Source organism: Aureimonas phyllosphaerae (assembly GCF_047943035.1).
GTDB classification, from domain to species: Bacteria; Pseudomonadota; Alphaproteobacteria; order Rhizobiales; family Rhizobiaceae; genus Aureimonas; species Aureimonas phyllosphaerae.
Window position 1 is genome coordinate 4,350,183 of sequence record NZ_CP181348.1, and the last position, 19,371, is coordinate 4,369,553.

Consider the following 19,371-nt stretch of genomic DNA (forward strand, 5'->3'; position numbering starts at 1 on the left):
ACGATTTATGGCTTTGACGACAGACAGCACAGCCGGATCGGGACCCATGCGCGCCTTCGAACCTTCCAACCGGTCCGCCGCCTCGCTCGAGGCTGGGGCCTACGCCCGCTCCGGCACTCGCGCAAGGCGTCTGGCGCTGGCAGGCTGTTTCCTGACGCTGGCGCTCCTTGCCGGATGCAACCAGACGTCGCGCATGCACACGGGCTCGATCGGCCCATCGACTGCCTCCAGCACCACCACCGCGCCGCGCGGCGAACCGGCCCTGTCGGAAATGACGACCGACCAGTTGGCGAATGCGGTGCGCGCCTATGGCGCACGCTACGAGGGCAATCCGAAGGACAAGGCGAACGGCCTCGCCTTCGCCTCGGCGCTGCAGATGACCGGGCGCAACGAGCAGTCGCTGGCCGTGATGCGCCAAGTGGCGATCGCCCATCCCGACGATCGCGACGTGCTTGCGGCCTACGGCAAGGCCTTGGCGGCGGCCGGCGACCTGCCGAAGGCGTTGGAAACCGTCCGCCGGGCCCAGACGCCGGACCGTCCGGACTGGCGCCTCATGTCGACGGAAGGCGCGGTCCTCGACCAGCTCGGCCAGCCGGAGAAGGCGCGGGTCCTCTACGAGCGAGCCCTTGTGCTTCAGCCGAACGAACCCTCGATCCTCTCCAACCTCGGCATGTCCTACCTCCTGTCGAAGGACCTGCCGAAGTCCGAGACCTATCTCGCACGCGCCGTGAAGCTGCCGGGCGCGGATGCACGCGTGCGCCAGAACCTGGCGCTCGTGATGGGTCTGCAGGGTCGCTTCGACGAAGCCGAGCGCACGGCGTCGGCCGTGCTCAGCCCGGACGAGGCGAAGGCCAACGTCGCCTATCTCCGCCAGATGCTGTCGCAGAAGAACACGTGGTCGGAACTGGCTGCCGAGGATCGCGGCTAGGCGGTCGACCAAACGAATTGAAGGCGAGGTGAAGAGGCCCACGCTCCGCAAGGAGGCGGGCCTTTCGTCGTTCGGCTTCAACGCTGCATGATCTGGATCACGGCGGGGCCGATGATCACGGCAAAGAGCACCGGCAGGAAGAACAGGATCATCGGGACGGTGAGCTTGGGTGGCAGGGCCGCCGCCTTCTTCTCGGCGGCCATCATGCGCATGTCGCGGCTTTCCTGCGACATGGTGCGCAACGCGACGCCGAGCGGCGTGCCGTAGCGCTCGGCCTGGATCAGCGCGGTCGAGACCGAGCGCACCGATTCCATGCCGGTGCGCGAGACGAGGTTCTCGTAGGCCTGCCGGCGCTCCGGCAGATAGGACAGCTCGGCGCAGACCAGCACCAGTTCCTCGGCGAGCTCGATCGACTGGATGCCGATCTCGTCGGCGACGCGACGGAATGCGGCCTCGATGGAGTTGCCCGATTCGACGCAGATCAGGAGAAGGTCGAGCGCATCCGGCCAGGCGCGGCCGATCGACTGCCCGCGCTTGGCTGCCCGGTTCTTCACATAGAAATTCGGTGCGTAGAAACCGGCATAGGCCGCCGAGATGCAGGCGAAGATGCGGGCCGGCAGCTTGTAGCCGTCCATCAGCCCAAGGCCGAAGATGTAGAAGGCGGCCAGAAGGCCGAAGACCAGCGGCAGCGCCACGCGGCAGAACAGGAAGAGCGTGGTGGCGCGCTGCGTGCGAAGGCCCGCGACCTTGAGCTTCGTGAGCATCGCGTCGTCGAGCAGCGCGTTGCGCAGCTCGAGCTTCTCGACGACGCGCGCGGCGAAGGAGCGGTCCTGCTCCTTGCGAAGCCCCTTGCCCCGCCCGGCATCGCGCTCGCTCGCCATGCGCGCGCGCTCGCGGGCGCGCAGCTCGTCCCGCTCCAGCGCCACCGATCGCATGCGCGTCTTCATCTCGCGCCCGCTCATCAGGGGAAGGGCGATCGACAGGAAGGTCGCGAACACGGCGACCGCGACGAGGAGCCCGAGCGCTGCCTCCGGCGAGAGACCGAAAAGTTTCAGGACTGCGTCCATGGGCGCTGCACCTTGCGGGAAAACGGAGCGTCGCGCAGCGCCGCGAGCGGCGCCGGGTGCGAGCGTCAGAAGTCGAAGTTGATCATGTTGCGCATGACCATGACGCCGATCGACATCCAGAAGCCGGCACATGCGAGGACGACGTTGCCCATCGAGGTCGTGAACAGGATCGAGATGTAGTCGGGCGACGTCAGGTAGACGAGGAAGCCGACGATGAACGGCAGGGCGCCGATGATCGCGCCGGACGCCTTGGCCTCCATCGACATCGCCTGGATCTTGCCCTTCATGCGCTTGCGCTCGCGAAGAACGCGCGACAGGTTGGACAGCGCCTCGCCGAGATTGCCGCCCGCCTGGCTCTGGATCGAGACCACGATGGCGAAGAAGTTCGTCTCGGGCAGCGGCATGTTTTGGTAGAGCCGCTCCACCGCCTCGGTCATCGACAGGCCCATCTGCAGACCTTCCACGACACGGGCGAACTCGGAACGGACGGGCTCGGGCGTCTCGAAGGCGACCATGCGCAGCGTGTCGTTCAAAGGCAGACCGGATCGGATGCCGCGCACCACGACGTCCACGGCGTTGGCGAACTCCTCGGTGAACTTCTTCTGCCGGCGCTTGCGCAGGAACGTCAGGGCCCATCGCGGCACGCCGAAGCCGCCGACGAAGCCGAGGCCGACGGCCAGAAGAAGCGGTGCGCCCATGATGAGCGTGACCAGCATCATGACGAAGCCGAGCCCGATGCTGGCCAGGACGAAGCTGCGCATCGACAGCTTCAGGCCGGCCTGCGTCATGCGTCGCTCGATCGACAGGTTCCGGGTGTGGCGGTTGCGGGCCCGCTGCTTGCCGTCAAGCTCGTCGAGCGAGCTCTGGATCGACTTGCGGCGCTTGGCTACTTCCTGGAGGCGATCACGCGCGACGCGCTTGGCGTTCGCCTCGCTTTCGCTTTGCTTGTAGAGACCGAGACGGCTGCGGGCGTTCTTCTCGGTCTGAAGCCTCGGCTCCAGGATCGCATAGGTCAGGGCACCGAGCGAGACGGCGACGAGAAGCGCGAAGAGAAGGCCGACGATCATTGCGGCCCCGCGCCCTTGACCTCGGCAGCGTCGAGCGCGCGGGCCAGCCTCTGCTCCTCGCCGTAATAGCGCGCGCGGTCCCAAAAGGCGGGACGGCCGACGCCGGTCGAGCGGTGCCGGCCGAGAAGCTTGCCGCGCGAGTCCTCGCCGAGGATGTCGTAGACGAAGAGGTCCTGCGTGGTGATGACGTCGCCTTCCATGCCCAGCACCTCGGTGATGTGGGTGATGCGGCGCGAGCCGTCGCGCAGGCGCGCGGCCTGGACGATGATGTCGATCGAGCCGGTCACGATCTCCTTCACCGTGCGCGAGGGGAGCGAAAAGCCGCCCATGGCGATCATGGATTCGATACGGTTGAGGCACTCGCGCGGCGAGTTGGAGTGGATCGTGCCCATCGATCCGTCATGGCCGGTGTTCATGGCCTGCAGGAGATCGAAGACCTCCGGGCCGCGCACCTCGCCGACGATGATCCGCTCGGGGCGCATGCGCAGACAGTTCTTGACGAGGTCGCGCATCGTGATCTCGCCCTCGCCCTCGATGTTGGGCGGGCGGGTTTCGAGGCGCACGACATGGGGCTGCTGCAGCTGGAGTTCTGCCGAGTCCTCGCAGGTGATGATGCGCTCGTCCTCGTCGATATAGCGCGTCAGGCAGTTGAGGAGCGTCGTCTTGCCCGAGCCCGTACCGCCGGAGATCACGACGTTGCAGCGCACGCGGCCGATGATCTGGAGGATCTCCGCGCCCTCCGGCGAGATCGCGCCGAAGCCGACCAGCTGGTCGAGGGTGAGCTTGTCCTTCTTGAACTTGCGGATGGTGAGCACCGTGCCGTCGATCGCGAGCGGCGGCGCGATGACGTTGACGCGGGAGCCGTCCGGCAGGCGCGCGTCGCAGATCGGCGAGGACTCGTCGACGCGGCGCCCGACCTGGGATACGATGCGCTGGCAGATGTTGAGGAGCTGCTGGTTGTCGCGGAAGCGCACGCCGGCTTCCTGCACCTTGCCGTTGACTTCGATGAAGGTCTGACGGGCGCCGTTGACCATGATGTCGGCGATGTCGTCGCGCGCCAGAAGCGGCTCCAGCGGGCCGTAGCCGAGGACGTCGTTGCAGATATCGGCGAGCAGGTCCTCCTGCTCGGCGATCGTCATCGCGAAGTTCTTGATCGCGATGATGTCGTTGACGATGTCGCGGATTTCCTCGCGCGCCGCCTCGGTCTCGAGGCGCGCGAGCTGGCTGAGATCGATCGTGTCGATCAGCGCCGCGAAGACCTTGCTCTTCGTCTCGTAGTAGCTGTCGGGCCGAACCTTGGCGGCCGGCGCCGGCGCGGGCGCCGCCTCCGGTGCGCGTCGCATGGGAGCGGGCGCGGCGGCAGGGGGTGTCGGCGCCGCGGCCGGCGCGCGAACGGCTGCGAGCGCGACGGCCGGCGCGGGAGCCTTGGCCGGTGTATCGGGTCCGCGCTTTCCGAACATGTTCCCTCCGGGACTAACGGCGGCGCATCAGGCCGAACAGGCCCGACCGCACGGACTTCGGGGCGCGCTTTGCGGACGCGCGTCCCGTCACGGCATGGGCGATGGCGGCAAAGGCTTCGACCGACGGGTGCTTGGGCTCGGCCTCGCAGACCATCCGGCCCGTGTTGGCGGCGGCGCCGAACACGGCGGGGTCGAAGGCGATCGTCGCGAGCGGCGTGAGGCCCAGCGGTTCGGAGAACTCGGCGATGTCGATCTCGGGACGCTTGGGCATCGCCGTCTGATTGAGCACCAGCCGCGGCGGCCCATCGTTGGGGCGCAACCGCTTCAGCGTCTCGACGAGGTTCTTCGCGTTGCGAAGGTTCGCCAGATCCGGCGTCGCCACGAGCACGATCTCGTCGATCCGCTGCAGCACGTCGCGCGTCCAGTCGTTCCATGTATGCGGCAGGTCGAGCACCACGGAGGGCGTCACCCGCTGGGCGGCCTCGATCAGCGGCGTGAAGGCCTCCGCCGAGAAGTCGTAGGTCCGCTCGAGCGTCGACGGCGCGGCCAGGAGCGACAGATGGTCGGCGCATTTCGCCAGAAGGCGGTCGAGAAACACGTCGTCGAGCCGGTCGGCCGAGAACACGGCCTCGGCGATGCCCTGCGGCGGGTCCTTGTCGAAGTTGATGTTGGCTGTGCCGAAGGCCAGGTCGAAGTCCGCGAGGATCACGTCGGAGGAAAACAGCTTGCCGATGGACCAGGCGACGTTGTGGGCGATCGTGGAGGCACCGACGCCGCCCTTGGCGCCGACGAAGCCGACGGACCGGCCAAGCGGGGCGGCATCGGGCGCGGCAAAGAGCTGGGAAACGAGGCCGATGAACTCGGACAGGGTCAGCGGTGCCAGAACGTATTCCGAGATCCCGCGCCGCGTCAGCTCGCGGTAGAGAGACACGTCGTTGCAGTGGCCGACCACCACGACCTTGGAACCGGGATCGCAGACGTCCGCCAGCGTGTCGAGTTCCGCCAGAAGCTCGGTCGGCGTCAACTGCGATTCCAGGATCACGAGATTGGGCGTCGGAGCCGAAGCGTAGTGCTCGGCAGCCGCGCGGATGCCGCCGGTGTGGACGCGCAGGTGCGCCTTGGCCATACGCCGATCGGAGCCTGCCGCCTCGATCGCACCCGCAACCTCGGGCGTTTCGCAGAAGGCCTGGATCGAAATGCGCGGGATCGGCCGCAAGGCCTCGAGCCGTTCGCGCAGCGTCTCGTCGTCGAGGTGGTAGGTCGTCTCGGATGGGGCGAGGAGCGACATGGCGTCTTGGCCTTCCTACCAGTTGTAGCTGGATTCGGTGGTGGTGCTGTCGGAGGCCGTCGACCGGCCCTGCCGGTAGTCGTTGATCACCGTCGTGCGGCGCTCGGCGTCGATCTCGCTCATGCCACGGGGCCCAAGGAGGTCACGCGGGTCCGAGATCTGCGCGGCGAGGTTCGCCTGCGTCGCGCAGCCGAAGTTCTCGTAATTGCGGTTCTGGTACGTGTCGCCCAGATCGCTCGGCCACTGCCCGCACGGATGGTCGAGACCGGCGGCAAGGCCGGTATAGGACAGCCGGATCGGGTAGGCGTCGTCGCCGCCCGCGACCTCGTAGGAGGAGAAGACGATGCGCGAGCGCGGCACGCCCTCGCGATGGAGGACGCGCAGCGTGTCCTTGGCCACGAGGCTGGCGGCGGCGGCATTGCGGGTGCGCACCGGCACCTGGACGCTGATCGCGGCGGCGCGCGACGCCCGGAAGCGCGCCGCGAAGCTTTCTACGCGCGTCGTGTCGGCATGGGTCAGCCGCGTTTCGGACGAGGACGGGAGGATGTCGAGGTCCTGCGTCGCGTCGGCCACGATGATCGGGTGGCGCGCCCGGTAGTCGTCGGGCACGAAGTTCAGCCTGGCGTCCGGACGCTCCGCGCAGCCGGCAAAGCCGAGGGTCGCCAGGATCAGGCCGGCCGTGACGAAGCGGCGGGCGGCGGGGGCATTCGCGAGCGCGCTCATTTGTAGATATATCCAACGGTGCCGTGATAGCGGCCGGACGGAAGGGCGGATTCGGACTGGCCGTAGACGCGGTTTATCCGGCCGAGGAGGTTGCCGGAGCCATCGGAGGTGAAGGCGAGATTGTCGTCGGGCCGGGCGAGGTCCTGCCGCGCCACGGGCCGCACGAGGTAGGGCGTGACGATCACGACAAGCTCGGTCTCGTAGCGCTGGAAGTCGCGCGAGCGGAACAGCGTGCCGAGCACCGGGATTTTCGAGAGGCCGGGATAACCGGAGATCACCTGACGCATCTCGTCGCGCACGAGCCCGGCGATCACCATCGAGCCGCCGGAGGGAAGCTCGACGGTCGTGTCGGCGAGGCGCTTGCGGATGCCGGTGAGATTGATGCCGGGCGCGACGCCCGCAGGAATGGAATAGGGCGACTCGAATGTCGGCTCCGACACCGCGGTGCGGATTTTCAGGCTGATGCGACCCGGCGAGAGGACGACCGGCGTAAAGTCGAGACCGATGCCGTAGTCGATTTCCTTGTGTTCGTAATCGACCGACGCAGGAGTGTTGTCGAAGCCGACAATCGCGCCGTTCGGCCCAAGAATGGGTGTGCGTTTCGCAGGCGTTTCCGACTTGCCACTCGCGACAGAGAATTCGCCGCCCACCTTGAATGAGGCGCTTTCGCCCGAGATCGCGGTCAGGCTGGGTTCGGCCAGCGTCCGCATGACGCCGGCCTGCTCCATCGCGCGCAACTGCGCGGAAATGCCGTTCTCGCTGTTGCCACCATTGAAGAGATCGGCGCCCGCAGACGAGATCGCCTTGCCAAGGCCAAACGGGTTGGAACTGGCCGCAGCGAACGCGATGCCATCGGACGACGCAACGCCTATGCCGTCGATGCCGAGTTGCTTGACGACCGAGCGCTGGACCTCGGCGACCGTCACCTTGAGCGTGACCTGATCCTCGCCCTGGATCTGCAGGAGATTGACGATCTGACTGCGCTGCAGCGAGGGGCTGATCTGCGAGACGGCAGATGAGGAAACGCTGCCGGCCGACTGCGAGGTCGTTGCCGTCCGCACGAACTGACCGGTCGTCGCCTCGCCGCCGCGCGTGTAGATCGTTGCGAGATCGACGGCGCGGGCCGCGTCCTGGGCATTCTCCACCGTGCCGGTCAGGATCACGTTGTCGTTCAGCATCTCCGCCTTCACGTCGGCGGTCGGGATGAAACGGCGGATGGTGGCTGCGAGGCCGGCGATGTCGCGTTCGATCCGCAGGTCGAGGACCGCGATCTCGCGCCCTGCCGCGTCGAAGACGAAGATGTTGGTTTGCCCGACCCGCTTGCCGAAGAGATAGATGCGCCGCGCGGTCCGCGTCACCGCATCGGCGACCGAAGGATCGGCGACGACGATGTCATGGGCGTCGCGCGGCAGGTCGATGACCTTGGACTTGTTCAACCCGAGCGGGACCGACTGATTGAGGCGGGTGACCGAAATGATCGCGTCGTTCGAAGCAGCGACTGCCATCTCGGGCAGCCCCGCGGCGGTGACGGCCAGCGCGAGATGGGCCAGGGGGCGCAGGATGCGTGTCGCCATGGTCAGTTCCCCGCGGTCAGATTGGTCGTCTTGCCGTAGCGGACGAGGCGGATTTCGGTGTTCGTGGTTCGCTTCTGCTGCTCGAGGAGGAAGGCCGCGTAGCCCGGCGAGCCGGGTACGGAATCGGCGAGCGAACGGAGCGACAGGACCAGCCGATCGGCCATGCGCTGTGCGGCCGTCAGCGCCTCGGCCTGTGCCGCGTCGACTTCGAGCGTCGCGGTCGTGCCCACGACGACGCGCTCGCCCTCCTTCTCCTCCACCGACTGGTCGATGGCGAGGACGCGCAGGTTCTTGAGGACGGTCTGCGTGTCGTAGGTCACCGCCTGCCCTTCGACCGGCGGCCGGGCACGCGTCATGATGACGTCGACATGGTCGTTCGGAAGGATAAAGCCGCCGGCCGATGTATCAGGTGCAATCTGGACCGCGACCGCGCGGCTGCCCGATGGCAGGATGGCCGACATGAATCCGCGATCGGAGCGGATCAGCTTGGCCTCGCGGATCGGCTCGCCGGCAAAGAAGCTCTGGCGAGCGATGGTGCCCTTCAATTCTGCGATGGCGTCGGGGCGCTGGTCGCGGCGGATCAGCGTCGCTGAAACGCCGTCCTCGGGCCACTTCATCCAGTCGAGGCCACCTTCGGTGCCCGCGCCCATGCCGATGTCGTGCGAGGCGACGAGCACCTCGACGAGCTTGATCGGAGGTTGCACAGGCTGGGCGGAGATGATGATCGGCTCGGACGCAGGCCCGCCCAAATGCAGCGCGAGGAAGCCGGCACCCACTGCTGCCACGGCTGCGACGCCGAAGATCGCCAAGCGCGAAGCCTGCATCCTCTCAACTCCTCCTGCGGTCCTTTGGAAATCGACCGATGAGGCGTTATGGAGGATAAATCCTCAAGGCATGGTTAACGGTTTCCTGCCGAGGGCTTCCCGTGCGTCAGAATCCGGAAACCATCGCTGTCAGGCTGTCATGGACGCGATGAGGGCTGGCGTGATGGCGAGGCCCGCAAGGCCGATCGCGACGCCGTAAGGAATGCCCGTGGAAGGCTCGAGCAGGCGATCGACCGCCGGACGGCCGGTGGTGGGAGAAAGGCAAGTGCGCGCCAGAAGAAACATGAGCGTCAGCGCGCCGCCGAAGATCGACGTCCAAACGACGAAGGTCAGGAGAAGGGGCGTGGGTCCGAGCCACAGGCTCGCTGCCGCCAGGAGCTTGGCATCGCCGCCCCCCATCCAGCCGGCGGCAAAGCACCCGAAGGTGATCGCGAGAACGGCCAATCCGGCCGCCCCATGGAGCGCGATCGCACCAGGGGGCATGCCGGCGGCGAAGGCGAAGAGCGGAAAGACCGCGGAAAGAAGCACGACCAGCCGGTTGGAGATCGTCATCGACGCAAGGTCGCTCGCCGCAGCGGCGACCATGGCCAGCGGGAACGCGAGAAGGAGGACCATCGCCATGGAACCGATCCCCCTTCGCCGCGAGCCGATTTCCGGGTTTCCGCAGACTACGAACCTGCTTTACTTGGTAGCGTCCTTCAACTCGCCGGAAATGAAGTTGAAGGTCGAGCCGAGCTGCGTGCCGAGGGCCGACGCGCCGGTGATGATGGCGATGCCGACGAGAGCGGCGATCAGGCCGTACTCGATCGCGGTCGCGCCGGACTCGTTCTTGCGAAAACGCTTGATGAGCTTGAACATGGAAACTCCTGCCCGTTCGATGGAAACCCGTCCCGACGACCCGACATCGTCCGTCGTTCGGTGGTCTTCAAATTACAGAGGAGCGTTTGCCGGCGGCTTAAGGAACAGCCCTAACGATCGATTAAGTCGGCGACATCCAACTTAGGGTGAATGCATTGCAAACAGGAACCGGCAACTTTCCTTTAAGCATCCGCAAATTAAGAATGGCGGCCGGCTGCGTGGTTCCGGCGGAGTTCTTTCGATGCGTCACCTCGTTCTTGCCTCGATCCTGGCTCTCGGCTCCCCGTCCCTTGCCTTGGCAGACAGCGCCGATCCTCTGACCGTCCCGATCGATCAGGCTCGCATCCTGCGCATCCCGCGGCAGGCCGGAAGCGTCATCATCGGCAATCCCTCGATCGCCGACATCACGATCCATGACGCGCGGACGCTGGTGCTGACCGGTCGCTCGTACGGCCTGACCAACCTTGTCGTTCTCGACACGAATGGCGATGTGGTGCTCGACGACAGCGTCATGGTCTCGACGGTCGAGGACCATTCGCTTCGGGTCTATCGTCAGGGATCGCGCCAGACCTTCGCCTGCGCCCCGACCTGCGAGCCGAAGGTGACGATCGGCGATGATCCGATTACGTTTGAAAGCACCACTTTGCAGGTGCAGAGGCACGACGCGCTCTCTCAGTCCAGCAACTGACAGCTACGACGCCCCTCCTCCCGCTCGCCGCCTTTTCGTGACAGAAAGGGCTGCGTCCAGAGGAGAACATGCTTGCCCCGCGCCATCCTGATCGTGCTCGACAGCTTCGGAATCGGCGGCGCGCCGGATGCGGCAGCCTATGGTGACGAGGGGGCCGACACGTTCGGGCACATCCGCGGGGCCGCATCGATCGGACACGCCGATCGCGCCGGGCTGCGGCAGGGTCCTCTCCGCATCCCGTTTCTGGAAGGCCTCGGGCTTCTGGCCGTGGCCGGCATTACCGGTGGGCCTGATCCGCGCGGCCTGTTCGGATCGGCCGAGGAGACCAGCCGCGGCAAGGACACCCCGTCGGGACACTGGGAGATCGCGGGCGTTCCGGTCCCGTTCGACTGGGGCTACTTCCCGCGCACGCAGCCCTGCTTTCCCGCCGAACTCATCGCTGCCATCGTCGAGGAGGCGGGCCTCCCCGGCATCCTCGGCGACCGCCATGCCTCCGGCACCGAGATCATCGAGGCCGAAGGCGAGGCGAGCATCCGGACCGGCCGGCCGATCTTTTACACCTCGGCCGACAGCGTCCTCCAGATCGCCGCGCACGAGGATGCGTTCGGCCTCGACCGCCTCTACGCCCTTTGCGAGATCGCCCGGCGCCATGTCGATGCGCTCGCCATCGGCCGCGTCATCGCGCGGCCCTTCGTCGGCCGCGACGCCGCAAGCTTCCGGCGCACGGCCAACCGGCGCGACTACGCCGTGCCGCCGCCCGAACCGACCGTCCTCGACCGGACGATCGACGCCGGCGGCCGCGTCATCGCGGTCGGCAAGATCGGCGACATCTTCGCCCATCGCGGCATCACCGAGGTGCGCAAGGGCGACGGCAACATGGCGCTGTTCGACAAGCTCCTCGGCGCGGTCGAGGATGCCCGCGACGGCGATCTCGTATTCGCGAACTTCGTCGATTTCGACACGCTGCACGGCCATCGGCGCGACGTCGCGGGTTACGCGGCCGAGCTCGAAGCCTTCGACGCGCGCCTGCCAGAACTTGCCGCGTGCCTCAAGCCCGGCGACCTCGTGATCCTCACCGCCGACCACGGCTGCGACCCGACCTTCCCCGGCACCGACCACACGCGCGAGCGCGTGCCCGTCCTCGGCTTCGGCCCCGGCATCGCCCCCTCGGCGATCGGCCTGCGCCCGACCTTCGCCGACATCGGGGAAAGCGTCGCGGCCCATCTCGGGCTCGCGCCCGGCCCGCACGGAACGAGCTTTCTCTAAGGCTTCTCGCCCGTGATCTTGGCGGCGGCGTCGCCAGGCACTACACGCTCTGCCACGACATCAGCCGAAGGAACTGCCCGCATGGACGGCGTCACCGTGATCGATCATCCGCTGGTCCAGCACAAGCTGACCCTGATGCGAAAGCAGGAGACCTCGACGGCGAGCTTCCGCCGCCTCCTGCGCGAGATCTCGACGCTCCTCTGCTACGAGGTGACGCGCGATCTCGACATCACGACGATCGACATCGAGACGCCGATGGGGCCGATGTCGGCACCGATCCTCGAGGGCAAGAAGCTCGTCTTCGCCTCGATCCTGCGCGCCGGCAACGGGCTACTGGAGGGCATGCTCGACCTTGTGCCGGCGGCGCGCGTCGCCCATGTCGGCCTCTATCGCGACCACGAGACGCTGCAGCCGGTGGAATACTACTTCAAGGCGCCGGAAGACCTCGAGAACCGCCTCATCATCGTGGTCGACCCGATGCTGGCGACGGCCAATTCGGCCGTCGCCGCGATGGACATGCTGAAGAGCCGCGGCGCGCGCAACATCCGCTTCCTGTGCCTCCTCGCCGCCCCGGAAGGTATCCGGCGCTTCCGCGAGGCCCATCCCGACATTCCCGTCTTTACCGCCTCGATCGACCAGGGGCTGAACGAGAAGGGCTACATCATCCCCGGCCTCGGCGACGCGGGCGACCGCATGTACGGCACCAAATAGCCGTCCATCCAAGCCGTCTCTACGCCGAGGAACCGGCCGATTCCGCACGGGTTCACCTCTCGACACCCCATCGAGGAGAGACCCATGAGTGCCAAGGCACCCCCCGTCCCGGCCGAGAACCGCAGCCCAAAAGGCACCGGCGAACCCGCCGTTGCCGACATGTCGCAGGTCTCGGCCGGAGGCGTTCCCGGCAATCTCGACGAGCAGGACCGACAGGGCAACATCAAGCAGAACACGACGCATCAGGGCTTTCAGCAGGATCGGTGAGCGCCATGTCGAGTTCATCCAAGATCGAGGAAACCAACCGCCATCACGGCGGCCCCGGCTCCAGCCATCAGCGAGCCGACCGGCCCGACCCGACCCGACCCGACCGAAGGCCGCGGACCGAAACCCGGCCAGCCGACCAACGGCCAGCAGGCCCGCGTGTCGGGTGGCGGCGGTGAGCAGGACAGCCACCACACCCACGATCCGCGCGGCAAGTAGCCGTTTCCGAACCCCGCCCTGGCGGGGTTCTTTCGTTTTCCACTCTTCAACCCTTTCGCAACCCGGCTCCGTCAGGCTGTTTCCGGCGCCTCGTCCCGTCGCGCTCCTTCCGGATGCCGGCCGATGACGAAGCTCCTTCCCCTCCTGATTGGCGCAACGGCCGTCGCGCTCGTCTTCCCCTCCGCCTTCGAGCGCTACCGGGCGAGCCTCGTGTCCGAGGGCGAGGTTGAGCGCCTGGAGCCGCCGGTCGCAGTGGTGGAGGCCGCCGTTCCCCGACCGAGCGGCCGGATGGTCCGGCTTCACGCCGGCGGCGACGGTCATTTTCGCGTCGAGGCACGGTTCGACGGACGGAACGAGGAGGTCATGGTCGACACGGGAGCGACCTATGTCGCGCTCGGGCAGGAAACCGCGCGCCGGCTCGGCGTCCGCGTCGACCCGTCTGACTTCGTGCATCGCGCCCAGACCGCGCAAGGGACCGTGCGCGCCGCGCTCGCCAAGGTCCGCCGCCTGTCGATCGGCCCGGTCGAGGCCGCCGATGTCGACGTCATGGTCCTTGAGGGCCAGGGTCCCGGCGTGACGCTTCTCGGCATGAGCTTCCTGACGCGCCTGTCGCGGTTCGAGGTCTCCGACGGCCGGCTGACGCTGGTCCAATAGCCAAATCGCCATCGGACGGGTTGCCCCGCCGGTCCTCTCGCGAAACACTCCCCCGACTGATTTGGGGAGACGTTCCATGACGAAACGGTTTGCAACGACGGGCATTGCCTTTGCCGCGGTCTCGGCCTTGATGGCCGCCCTGCCGGCCGACGCCGCCGACAATCCTCACGGCGGCGAGCGCATCGGGACCGTCTCGCAGATCTACGACGGCAAGCTCCTGCCCGATGACGCGGTCTCGACCTTTCGCAACATCGACCGCCTCTTCCCGACGCGCACGATCCGGGCCGGCGGTACGGTGCGCGAGCTGCGGCCGGCGGACAAACCGCTCGGCGAGGTCAGCTTCCGCTTAGGCGAGGAAACCTTTGACCTTTACGACGTCATGGCGCTCGACAGCTTCACCGCGATGATCGTCCTGAAGGACGGCAAGGTCGCCTACGAGACCTACCAGCGCGGCAACACGCCGGAAACGCGCTGGATGTCGATGTCGGTCGCCAAGTCGATCACCTCGACGCTCGCCGCGATCGCCATCAAGGAGGGCAAGCTCTCGGGCCTCGACGCGCCGGTTACCCAATATGTCGAGGCGCTGAAGGGCAGCGCCTACGAGGGCGTCACCTTGCGCGACATCCTGATGATGAGCTCAGGCGTGCGCTGGAACGAGACCTACACCGACCCCGCCTCCGACCGGCGCGCTCTTCTGAAGGCGCAGATCTCGCAGGAGCCGGGCTCGGCGATGAAGCTGATGGCGAGCCTGCCGCGCGCCGCCGAGCCCGGCACGGTCAACAACTACTCGACCGGCGAGACGCAGGTGCTCGGTGAGATCGTGCGCGGCGCGGTCGGCAAGCCGCTCGCCGAATACCTCTCAGAGACGATCTGGGTGCCCTACGGCATGGAGGCCGACGCCAACTGGTGGCTGGATTCGCCGGACGGCCACGAGATCGGCGGCTCCGGCCTGTCGGCGACACTGCGTGACTTCGCGCGCTTCGGCCAGTTCTTCCTGGAGAACGGGGTGATCGGCGGCGTCTCCATCCTGCCGGACGGCTGGGTCCGGCAAGCGGCCGGCCCGACGACGCTGAAGGACGGCTCGAAGCTCGACTACGGCTACATGTGGTGGACCGGCTGGACCGAGCCCTCGATCGCCGACGGGGCGTTCGCCGCGATCGGCATCCAGGGCCAGAACATCTACATCAACCCGAAGCGCAACGTCGTCATCGTCACCTTCGGCGCGCAGCCCAAGCCCACCGGCAAGGAGCCGGTGGACCCGCTGGTCTTCTTCGACGCGGTCGCTGCCGCGCTCGACTAGTCGCGCGCCGGCACCACGGCCCATGGATTCAGGACGGCCGCCGGGTCGAGCGCCCGGCGGATCGAGCGCATGAGCTGGCGCTCGACGGGCGAGCGAAGCGCGTCGGCAAGCGCGATCTTGGCCTGCCCGAGACCATGCTCGGCGGCGAAGCTGCCGCCCATCTCGGTCGCGAGGCCGGCGATGGCCAGCCCGAGCTCCTGCGCCTTGCCGCCAAAGTCGGCGACCTCCTCCGGCGGCGACAGGTTGTAATGGATATTGCCGTCGGCGAGATGCCCGAACGGGTTGATCCGCACGCCGGGCAGGATCGCCTCGCAGCGGGCACCGGCCGCCGCGACGAACTCGGCGATCCGGCCGGGCGGCACGGCGACGTCGTGCTTGAGCTGCGCGCCCTCGAGCCGCTGGCCCTCCGGCTGCTCCTCGCGCAGCCGCCAGAAGGCGCCGCGCTGCGCGTCCGAGGCCGCGATCGTTCCGTCCAGAACGAGGCCCTCCTCCATGCCCCATTCGAGCGTCGCGGTAAGGATGTCCTCCAACGGCATCCGCTCCGAGGCGCTGGCGATCTCGACGAGGAGATAGGTGCCGCCGCGCGTCTCGAGCGGATAGTCGAGCGAGGTCACGTGACGCAGCGCGAGGTCGAGGCCGAGTTCGCAGAAGAATTCGAGCCCCGTGAGCACCTCGCCGGCCTCGGCGCGAAGCCGTGTGCCGAAGGCGACGGCCGCCGCCTCGTCCGGCAGGACGAGGAGCGCGGTGGCGCGCTGGCGGGGCGCGGGATGAAGCTTCAGGACGGCCCGCGTGACGATGCCGAGCGTGCCTTCCGAGCCGCAGAAGAGACGGCGGAGCTGGTAGCCCGCATTGTCCTTCTGGACCGCGCGCATGCCGTTCCAGACCGTGCCGTCGGCCAGCACCACTTCGAGGCCGAGCACCAGATCCTGCATCATGCCGAAGCGGAAGGCGTGACTGCCCCCGGCGTTGGTGCCGATCAGCCCGCCCACCTGCGCGCTGCCTTCGGCGCCGAGATGCATCGGGAACATCAGGCCGGACCCGTCGAGACGATCGTGCAGCACCTGCAGCACCAGCCCCGCCTCGACCTCGATGGAACCCGAGGCTGCGTCGGGCACGCCGCAGGCGTTCATGCGCCCGAGCGATAGGATTACGCCGCCGGGGCTGCCCAGCACAGCGCCGCCGCAAAGGCCCGTATTGCCCCCTTGCGGGACGACGGCGACGCCGGCGGCATGCGCCGCCGCCAGAACCGCCGAGACCTCGGCGGTGGAGGCGGGCCGCGCGACGCCGAGCGGCGGCGCCCCGTAGCGATCCAGCCAGTCCCGCTGAAAGGGCCCGGCCTCGGCCGCCGGCATCCAGCCCTTGGGCCCAAGGATATCCGACAGCCGCTCCGCCAATTCCGTCATGCCCGTCCCGCTCCTCTCATCGATCCGACGACGTGTAGAGGCTGGCGGGGCCCGAGCACAACCGGGCTTAGGCGGCAGGGCGCTCCGGCGGATGGCCGAGGGCGTGAAGAATGCCTCGCAGTTCGGCAAGGCCCCGCATCCGCCCCGTCGCGGGATAACCGGGCGTTACGTCCTTGCGCAGGTCGTCCAGCATCCGGTGCCCGTGGTCGGACCGGAACACGATCGTCGCGCCCTTGTCGCGGCGCCGGTCTTCGGCGACGAGTTCCCTGAGGACGGCGACCATGTCGACGTCGCCTTCGAGATGGGCCGATTCGTGGAACGTGCGCGGGTCCGCCTCGCGCTTGGTGGCCCGCAGATGGGCGAAGTGGATGCGCGACGCGAAACGGCGGGCGATCGCCGGCAGATCGTTGTCGGCGCGCACCCCAAGGCTTCCCGTGCAGTAGCACATGCCGTTGGCGGCGGACGGTACGGCGTCGAAAAGAGCCGCATAGTCGCTCTCCGTCGAGGCGACGCGCGGCAGGCCGAAGAGCGGGCGCGGCGGATCGTCGGGATGCAGCGTGAGCTTGACCTTGAGGGCTTCGGCCGCGGGCGTCACCGCCTCCAGGAACTCGACGAGGTGACGGCGCAGGCGTGCGGCGTCGACGTCCCGGTACTGGTCGAGCTTGTCGCGGAAAGCCGGGATGGTCATCGGCTCGGTGGTCGAGCCCGGCAGAGCGCTCGCGATGTTGCGCGTGAGATCGGCGACCTCGCCCTCGCCCATCGCCTCAAAGCGTGTGCGGGCCCGCGCCTGCTCCTCCGCCGTGTAGTCGCGCTCGGCGCCCTGCCGCTGAAGGATATGCAGCTCGAACGCCGCAAAGGTCTCGAAGTCGAAACGCATCGCCGTCGCGCCGGTGTCGGTCACGAAATCGAGGTCGGTGCGGCACCAGTCCACCACCGGCATGAAGTTGTAGCAGACGATGCCGATGCCCGCCTTGGCAACGCTCTCGAGGCTGGCGATCCAGGCCTCGATCTCGGGTTTCGCAGCGCCTCCGGTGCGCTTGACGGCATCGGGGATCGGGATGCTCTCGACCACCGACCACGAGAGCGGCGCACGGCCGGCAGGCGTCGTCTCGATCATGTCGCGGCGTGCCTCGACGGCCTCGCGCGTCCAGACCGCGCCGATCGGCACCTCGTGCAGGGCGGAAACGATGTCGGTCGCCCCCACCTGCCGCACCTCGTCCAGCGTCACGTTGGCCCGTGGTCCGAACCATCTCCAGCCCTGGCGCATCGATACTCCCCCTTGCCCGGCGCGATGCCGGCAGTCCTCAGATGAAAAAGTCGGGATGGCGGCTGCGTATCTCGGCGACATCCGGAATGACGGCGCCGAGATGCCCCTCCATCGCGCTCCGCGCGCCCGCCGCATCGCCGGCCGCGATCCGTGCAAGGATCGCCTCGTGCTCGACGATCACCTGCTCGGCCCTGCCGAGGATCGGCAGCGTCAGGCGGCGAGCGCGGTCGAGCTGGATCTTGGCCTGCGTCACCAGCGCCCAGATGCCCGGATGCCCCGCGAGATCGGCGATCGCCGCGTGGAAGGCTTCGTCGGCCTCGTGGAATCCGTCGTTGTCGCCGACCGCGGCACAGGCTTTCTGGCGGCGGATCGCGTGCTCGAGGGTATCGAGGCGCCCGGTACCCGCCCGCTCGGCCGCCTTCTCTACTGTCACGCCCTCCAGCGCCTTGCGGATCAGCACCGCTTCGGGAATCGCCGAAACCGCGATGCGCGACACGAAGGTTCCGAACTGCGGCCGCACGTCGACCAGTCCGATCTCGGCCAGACGGATCAGCGCCTCGCGCACCGGCGTGCGGCTGACGCCGAAGCGCTCGACGAGGCCGCGGTCTGCGAGCGGCGTTCCCGGCGGCAGCCGTGCGGCGACAATCTCCGCCCGCAGCGTCTCGAAGACCTGCGTCGCCGATGTGACCCGTCGCGCCGGCCGCGATGCAACTGCGGTGCTTTCATTCAACGGAGAGAAGGGAAGATCGGGCGCCATCAGACAGCAACAGTAGAACAGGTATCTGGCATACTAGTATGCCAGTGGATCCCCTTTGCCAATGGTGCTCTTGCCTGCGAGCGAGCCACCTATGGTTTTGGTCGGCGATAGCGGTCCGCATGGCGTTCGAACGTTTCAAGCTGCGAAGCGAGCGCCCGCTGGAACGCCGGGCGTTCCTCGTGCCGTGCGACATAGGCGGCGAGCCGCGGAAACGGGTCGAGGCCTTCGGCTTCCGCATCGCGCAGCACAGAGGTCATCATCAGGTCGGCAACCGTGAAGCGGTCGGCGACGAGATGTGGAGCGTCGCCCAGCGCGTCCGACAAGCGACCCATCCGCTCATGGAGAAGCGCCTGGATGTCGGGTTCGACGCCCGCGGCGGCCGCCTTGTCCGTCGTGAAGAAGCGCAGCATCGCCAGCATGGCGATCGGCTTCTCGACCGTATCGGTCGCGGCGAAGACCCAGGCGAGGCAGTCGTCGCGGTCGCCGGGCGCCTGAGGCAGAAGGGCGTCGCTCGCCGCCGCGATGCGCCAGACGCAGGCGCCGGTCTCGAACAGGGTGTCGGCGCCGATGATGAGGGTCGGAACCTGGCCGAAGGGCTGACGGGCGAGGTTCTCGGCCTGCCGCTGGCTGCCCTGCGCCACGAGATCCACCTCGTAAGGCAGCCCGGTCTCCTCGAGCGCCCAGCGCAGCCGAAGGTCGCGTACATGACCTTGCGCGAAGCGCGGGACCCAATCGAAGGCGGTGAGACGGATCGGTCGCCCGCGCAAGGTGTCGGCATCCATGCGTTGATCCCTCGGATGGTGCGATCACGCAAGGATGATGCGAAGCGCCCACATCGGCAAGGCGATCGGCCGGAACCGGCCGGCCGCTTCGATCGTAACTCCGGCATGACGGACGAGACCCGCACCACCCCGGAAGAAAGCCCGCGCGACCGCCTCACCACGGCATTTCTGCTGACGGCGATGGTGGTAGGCGGCGGATTTGCGACAATCGCGCTTGCGATCGGGGCGTGGGACCTTCTGCAGCGCTACGGCGGGCTCTAGCCCGCCGATC

The 19,371-nt window shown here is 67.8% G+C and carries 21 protein-coding genes; 8 read left to right on the forward strand and 13 right to left on the reverse strand.

The annotated features are described in order from the left end of the window. Positions 1-46: 46 nt before the first annotated feature. The gene (locus ACLNGM_RS20885) at positions 47-928 is read left to right on the forward strand and encodes a tetratricopeptide repeat protein (protein ID WP_416356426.1); all 882 of its coding nucleotides are present in this window, start codon (positions 47-49) and stop codon (positions 926-928) included. A gap of 77 nt (positions 929-1,005) precedes the next feature. Here ACLNGM_RS20885 and ACLNGM_RS20890 read toward each other — a convergent pair whose 3' ends face one another. The 9 genes from ACLNGM_RS20890 to ACLNGM_RS20930 form a co-directional block, all read right to left on the reverse strand. Further along, positions 1,006-1,995: a type II secretion system F family protein gene (locus ACLNGM_RS20890; RefSeq protein WP_090961663.1), complete on the reverse strand. Its 990-nt coding sequence runs from the start codon at positions 1,993-1,995 to the stop codon at positions 1,006-1,008. A 65-nt stretch (positions 1,996-2,060) separates the two neighbouring features. Next, positions 2,061-3,062 carry a type II secretion system F family protein gene (locus ACLNGM_RS20895; protein ID WP_090961666.1) on the reverse strand — a complete coding sequence of 334 codons (1,002 nt, stop codon included), beginning with the start codon at positions 3,060-3,062 and terminating at the stop codon, positions 2,061-2,063. Then, positions 3,059-4,522, reverse strand: a complete 1,464-nt coding sequence (locus ACLNGM_RS20900) for a CpaF family protein (RefSeq protein ID WP_416356427.1) — start codon at positions 4,520-4,522, stop codon at positions 3,059-3,061. Before ACLNGM_RS20900 ends, ACLNGM_RS20895 begins: the two co-directional genes overlap by 4 nt. Before the next feature lie 13 nt (positions 4,523-4,535). Beyond that, positions 4,536-5,810: an AAA family ATPase gene (locus ACLNGM_RS20905; protein WP_416356428.1), complete on the reverse strand. Its 1,275-nt coding sequence runs from the start codon at positions 5,808-5,810 to the stop codon at positions 4,536-4,538. Positions 5,811-5,825: 15 nt separating this feature from the next. Next, positions 5,826-6,533 carry a CpaD family pilus assembly protein gene (locus ACLNGM_RS20910; RefSeq protein WP_416356429.1) on the reverse strand — a complete coding sequence of 236 codons (708 nt, stop codon included), beginning with the start codon at positions 6,531-6,533 and terminating at the stop codon, positions 5,826-5,828. Then, complete coding sequence (locus ACLNGM_RS20915) at positions 6,530-8,107, reverse strand: type II and III secretion system protein family protein (RefSeq protein ID WP_416356430.1); 1,578 nt, start codon at positions 8,105-8,107, stop codon at positions 6,530-6,532. The genes ACLNGM_RS20910 and ACLNGM_RS20915 overlap by 4 nt, the downstream gene beginning before the upstream one ends. Positions 8,108-8,109: 2 nt before the next feature. Next, entirely contained in the window at positions 8,110-8,931 is an 822-nt protein-coding gene (gene cpaB / locus ACLNGM_RS20920; RefSeq protein ID WP_090961678.1) for a Flp pilus assembly protein CpaB, read from the reverse strand. Between the two features lie 129 nt (positions 8,932-9,060). Continuing rightward, positions 9,061-9,552, reverse strand: a complete 492-nt coding sequence (locus tag ACLNGM_RS20925; RefSeq protein ID WP_416356431.1) for an A24 family peptidase — start codon at positions 9,550-9,552, stop codon at positions 9,061-9,063. A 60-nt stretch (positions 9,553-9,612) separates the two neighbouring features. After that, entirely contained in the window at positions 9,613-9,789 is a 177-nt protein-coding gene (locus ACLNGM_RS20930) for a Flp family type IVb pilin (RefSeq protein WP_090961680.1), read from the reverse strand. Between the two features lie 241 nt (positions 9,790-10,030). On the opposite strand from ACLNGM_RS20930, the gene ACLNGM_RS20935 reads away from it, so the two are divergent. The 6 genes from ACLNGM_RS20935 to ACLNGM_RS20960 all read left to right on the forward strand — a co-directional run bounded on the left by ACLNGM_RS20935 (position 10,031) and on the right by ACLNGM_RS20960 (position 14,891). Beyond that, a complete protein-coding gene (locus ACLNGM_RS20935) occupies positions 10,031-10,477 on the forward strand; it encodes a pilus assembly protein N-terminal domain-containing protein (RefSeq protein ID WP_090961683.1) in 447 nt (148 codons plus the stop codon). A gap of 72 nt (positions 10,478-10,549) precedes the next feature. Continuing rightward, positions 10,550-11,743, forward strand: coding sequence for a phosphopentomutase (locus ACLNGM_RS20940; RefSeq protein ID WP_416356432.1), 1,194 nt, complete (start codon positions 10,550-10,552; stop codon positions 11,741-11,743). Between the two features lie 81 nt (positions 11,744-11,824). Next, entirely contained in the window at positions 11,825-12,454 is a 630-nt protein-coding gene (upp, locus tag ACLNGM_RS20945; protein ID WP_416356433.1) for a uracil phosphoribosyltransferase, read from the forward strand. Between the two features lie 84 nt (positions 12,455-12,538). Beyond that, complete coding sequence (locus ACLNGM_RS20950; RefSeq protein ID WP_090961691.1) at positions 12,539-12,721, forward strand: hypothetical protein; 183 nt, start codon at positions 12,539-12,541, stop codon at positions 12,719-12,721. 339 nt (positions 12,722-13,060) lie between these two features. Continuing rightward, positions 13,061-13,591 carry a retropepsin-like aspartic protease family protein gene (locus tag ACLNGM_RS20955; RefSeq protein WP_416356434.1) on the forward strand — a complete coding sequence of 177 codons (531 nt, stop codon included), beginning with the start codon at positions 13,061-13,063 and terminating at the stop codon, positions 13,589-13,591. Between the two features lie 76 nt (positions 13,592-13,667). Then, positions 13,668-14,891: a serine hydrolase domain-containing protein gene (locus ACLNGM_RS20960; protein WP_416356435.1), complete on the forward strand. Its 1,224-nt coding sequence runs from the start codon at positions 13,668-13,670 to the stop codon at positions 14,889-14,891. Here the strand turns inward: ACLNGM_RS20960 and ACLNGM_RS20965 are convergent. From ACLNGM_RS20965 to ACLNGM_RS20980, 4 genes are all read right to left on the reverse strand, one after another. Further along, on the reverse strand, positions 14,888-16,294 hold the full coding sequence (locus tag ACLNGM_RS20965) for an FAD-binding oxidoreductase (RefSeq protein WP_416356436.1): 1,407 nt from the start codon (positions 16,292-16,294) through the stop codon (positions 14,888-14,890). The genes ACLNGM_RS20960 and ACLNGM_RS20965 overlap by 4 nt on opposite strands. A 67-nt stretch (positions 16,295-16,361) precedes the next feature. Continuing rightward, on the reverse strand, positions 16,362-17,561 hold the full coding sequence (gene uxuA / locus ACLNGM_RS20970) for a mannonate dehydratase (RefSeq protein ID WP_416356437.1): 1,200 nt from the start codon (positions 17,559-17,561) through the stop codon (positions 16,362-16,364). A gap of 37 nt (positions 17,562-17,598) precedes the next feature. Next, the gene (locus tag ACLNGM_RS20975; RefSeq protein WP_416356438.1) at positions 17,599-18,318 is read right to left on the reverse strand and encodes a GntR family transcriptional regulator; all 720 of its coding nucleotides are present in this window, start codon (positions 18,316-18,318) and stop codon (positions 17,599-17,601) included. An 89-nt stretch (positions 18,319-18,407) separates the two neighbouring features. Next, complete coding sequence (locus ACLNGM_RS20980) at positions 18,408-19,100, reverse strand: glutathione S-transferase family protein (protein ID WP_416356439.1); 693 nt, start codon at positions 19,098-19,100, stop codon at positions 18,408-18,410. Between the two features lie 105 nt (positions 19,101-19,205). Between ACLNGM_RS20980 and ACLNGM_RS20985 the strand changes: the two genes are divergently transcribed. Continuing rightward, entirely contained in the window at positions 19,206-19,361 is a 156-nt protein-coding gene (locus tag ACLNGM_RS20985) for a hypothetical protein (protein ID WP_175526795.1), read from the forward strand. Positions 19,362-19,371 lie beyond the last annotated feature (10 nt).

Excerpts from the sequence above, each read along its gene's own strand:
- ACLNGM_RS20885 (WP_416356426.1), top strand. The coding sequence starts at position 47 with ATGCGCGCCTTCGAACCTTCCAACCGGTCCGCCGCCTCGCTCGAGGCT.
- ACLNGM_RS20890 (WP_090961663.1), bottom strand. The coding sequence starts at position 1,995 with ATGGACGCAGTCCTGAAACTTTTCGGTCTCTCGCCGGAGGCAGCGCTC.
- ACLNGM_RS20895 (WP_090961666.1), bottom strand. The coding sequence starts at position 3,062 with ATGATCGTCGGCCTTCTCTTCGCGCTTCTCGTCGCCGTCTCGCTCGGT.
- ACLNGM_RS20900 (WP_416356427.1), bottom strand. The coding sequence starts at position 4,522 with ATGTTCGGAAAGCGCGGACCCGATACACCGGCCAAGGCTCCCGCGCCG.
- ACLNGM_RS20905 (WP_416356428.1), bottom strand. The coding sequence starts at position 5,810 with ATGTCGCTCCTCGCCCCATCCGAGACGACCTACCACCTCGACGACGAG.
- ACLNGM_RS20910 (WP_416356429.1), bottom strand. The coding sequence starts at position 6,533 with ATGAGCGCGCTCGCGAATGCCCCCGCCGCCCGCCGCTTCGTCACGGCC.
- ACLNGM_RS20915 (WP_416356430.1), bottom strand. The coding sequence starts at position 8,107 with ATGGCGACACGCATCCTGCGCCCCCTGGCCCATCTCGCGCTGGCCGTC.
- cpaB (WP_090961678.1), bottom strand. The coding sequence starts at position 8,931 with ATGCAGGCTTCGCGCTTGGCGATCTTCGGCGTCGCAGCCGTGGCAGCA.
- ACLNGM_RS20925 (WP_416356431.1), bottom strand. The coding sequence starts at position 9,552 with ATGGCGATGGTCCTCCTTCTCGCGTTCCCGCTGGCCATGGTCGCCGCT.
- ACLNGM_RS20930 (WP_090961680.1), bottom strand. The coding sequence starts at position 9,789 with ATGTTCAAGCTCATCAAGCGTTTTCGCAAGAACGAGTCCGGCGCGACC.
- ACLNGM_RS20935 (WP_090961683.1), top strand. The coding sequence starts at position 10,031 with ATGCGTCACCTCGTTCTTGCCTCGATCCTGGCTCTCGGCTCCCCGTCC.
- upp (WP_416356433.1), top strand. The coding sequence starts at position 11,825 with ATGGACGGCGTCACCGTGATCGATCATCCGCTGGTCCAGCACAAGCTG.
- ACLNGM_RS20950 (WP_090961691.1), top strand. The coding sequence starts at position 12,539 with ATGAGTGCCAAGGCACCCCCCGTCCCGGCCGAGAACCGCAGCCCAAAA.
- ACLNGM_RS20955 (WP_416356434.1), top strand. The coding sequence starts at position 13,061 with ATGACGAAGCTCCTTCCCCTCCTGATTGGCGCAACGGCCGTCGCGCTC.
- ACLNGM_RS20960 (WP_416356435.1), top strand. The coding sequence starts at position 13,668 with ATGACGAAACGGTTTGCAACGACGGGCATTGCCTTTGCCGCGGTCTCG.
- ACLNGM_RS20965 (WP_416356436.1), bottom strand. The coding sequence starts at position 16,294 with ATGACGGAATTGGCGGAGCGGCTGTCGGATATCCTTGGGCCCAAGGGC.
- uxuA (WP_416356437.1), bottom strand. The coding sequence starts at position 17,561 with ATGCGCCAGGGCTGGAGATGGTTCGGACCACGGGCCAACGTGACGCTG.
- ACLNGM_RS20975 (WP_416356438.1), bottom strand. The coding sequence starts at position 18,318 with ATGGCGCCCGATCTTCCCTTCTCTCCGTTGAATGAAAGCACCGCAGTT.
- ACLNGM_RS20980 (WP_416356439.1), bottom strand. The coding sequence starts at position 19,100 with ATGGATGCCGACACCTTGCGCGGGCGACCGATCCGTCTCACCGCCTTC.
- ACLNGM_RS20985 (WP_175526795.1), top strand. The coding sequence starts at position 19,206 with ATGACGGACGAGACCCGCACCACCCCGGAAGAAAGCCCGCGCGACCGC.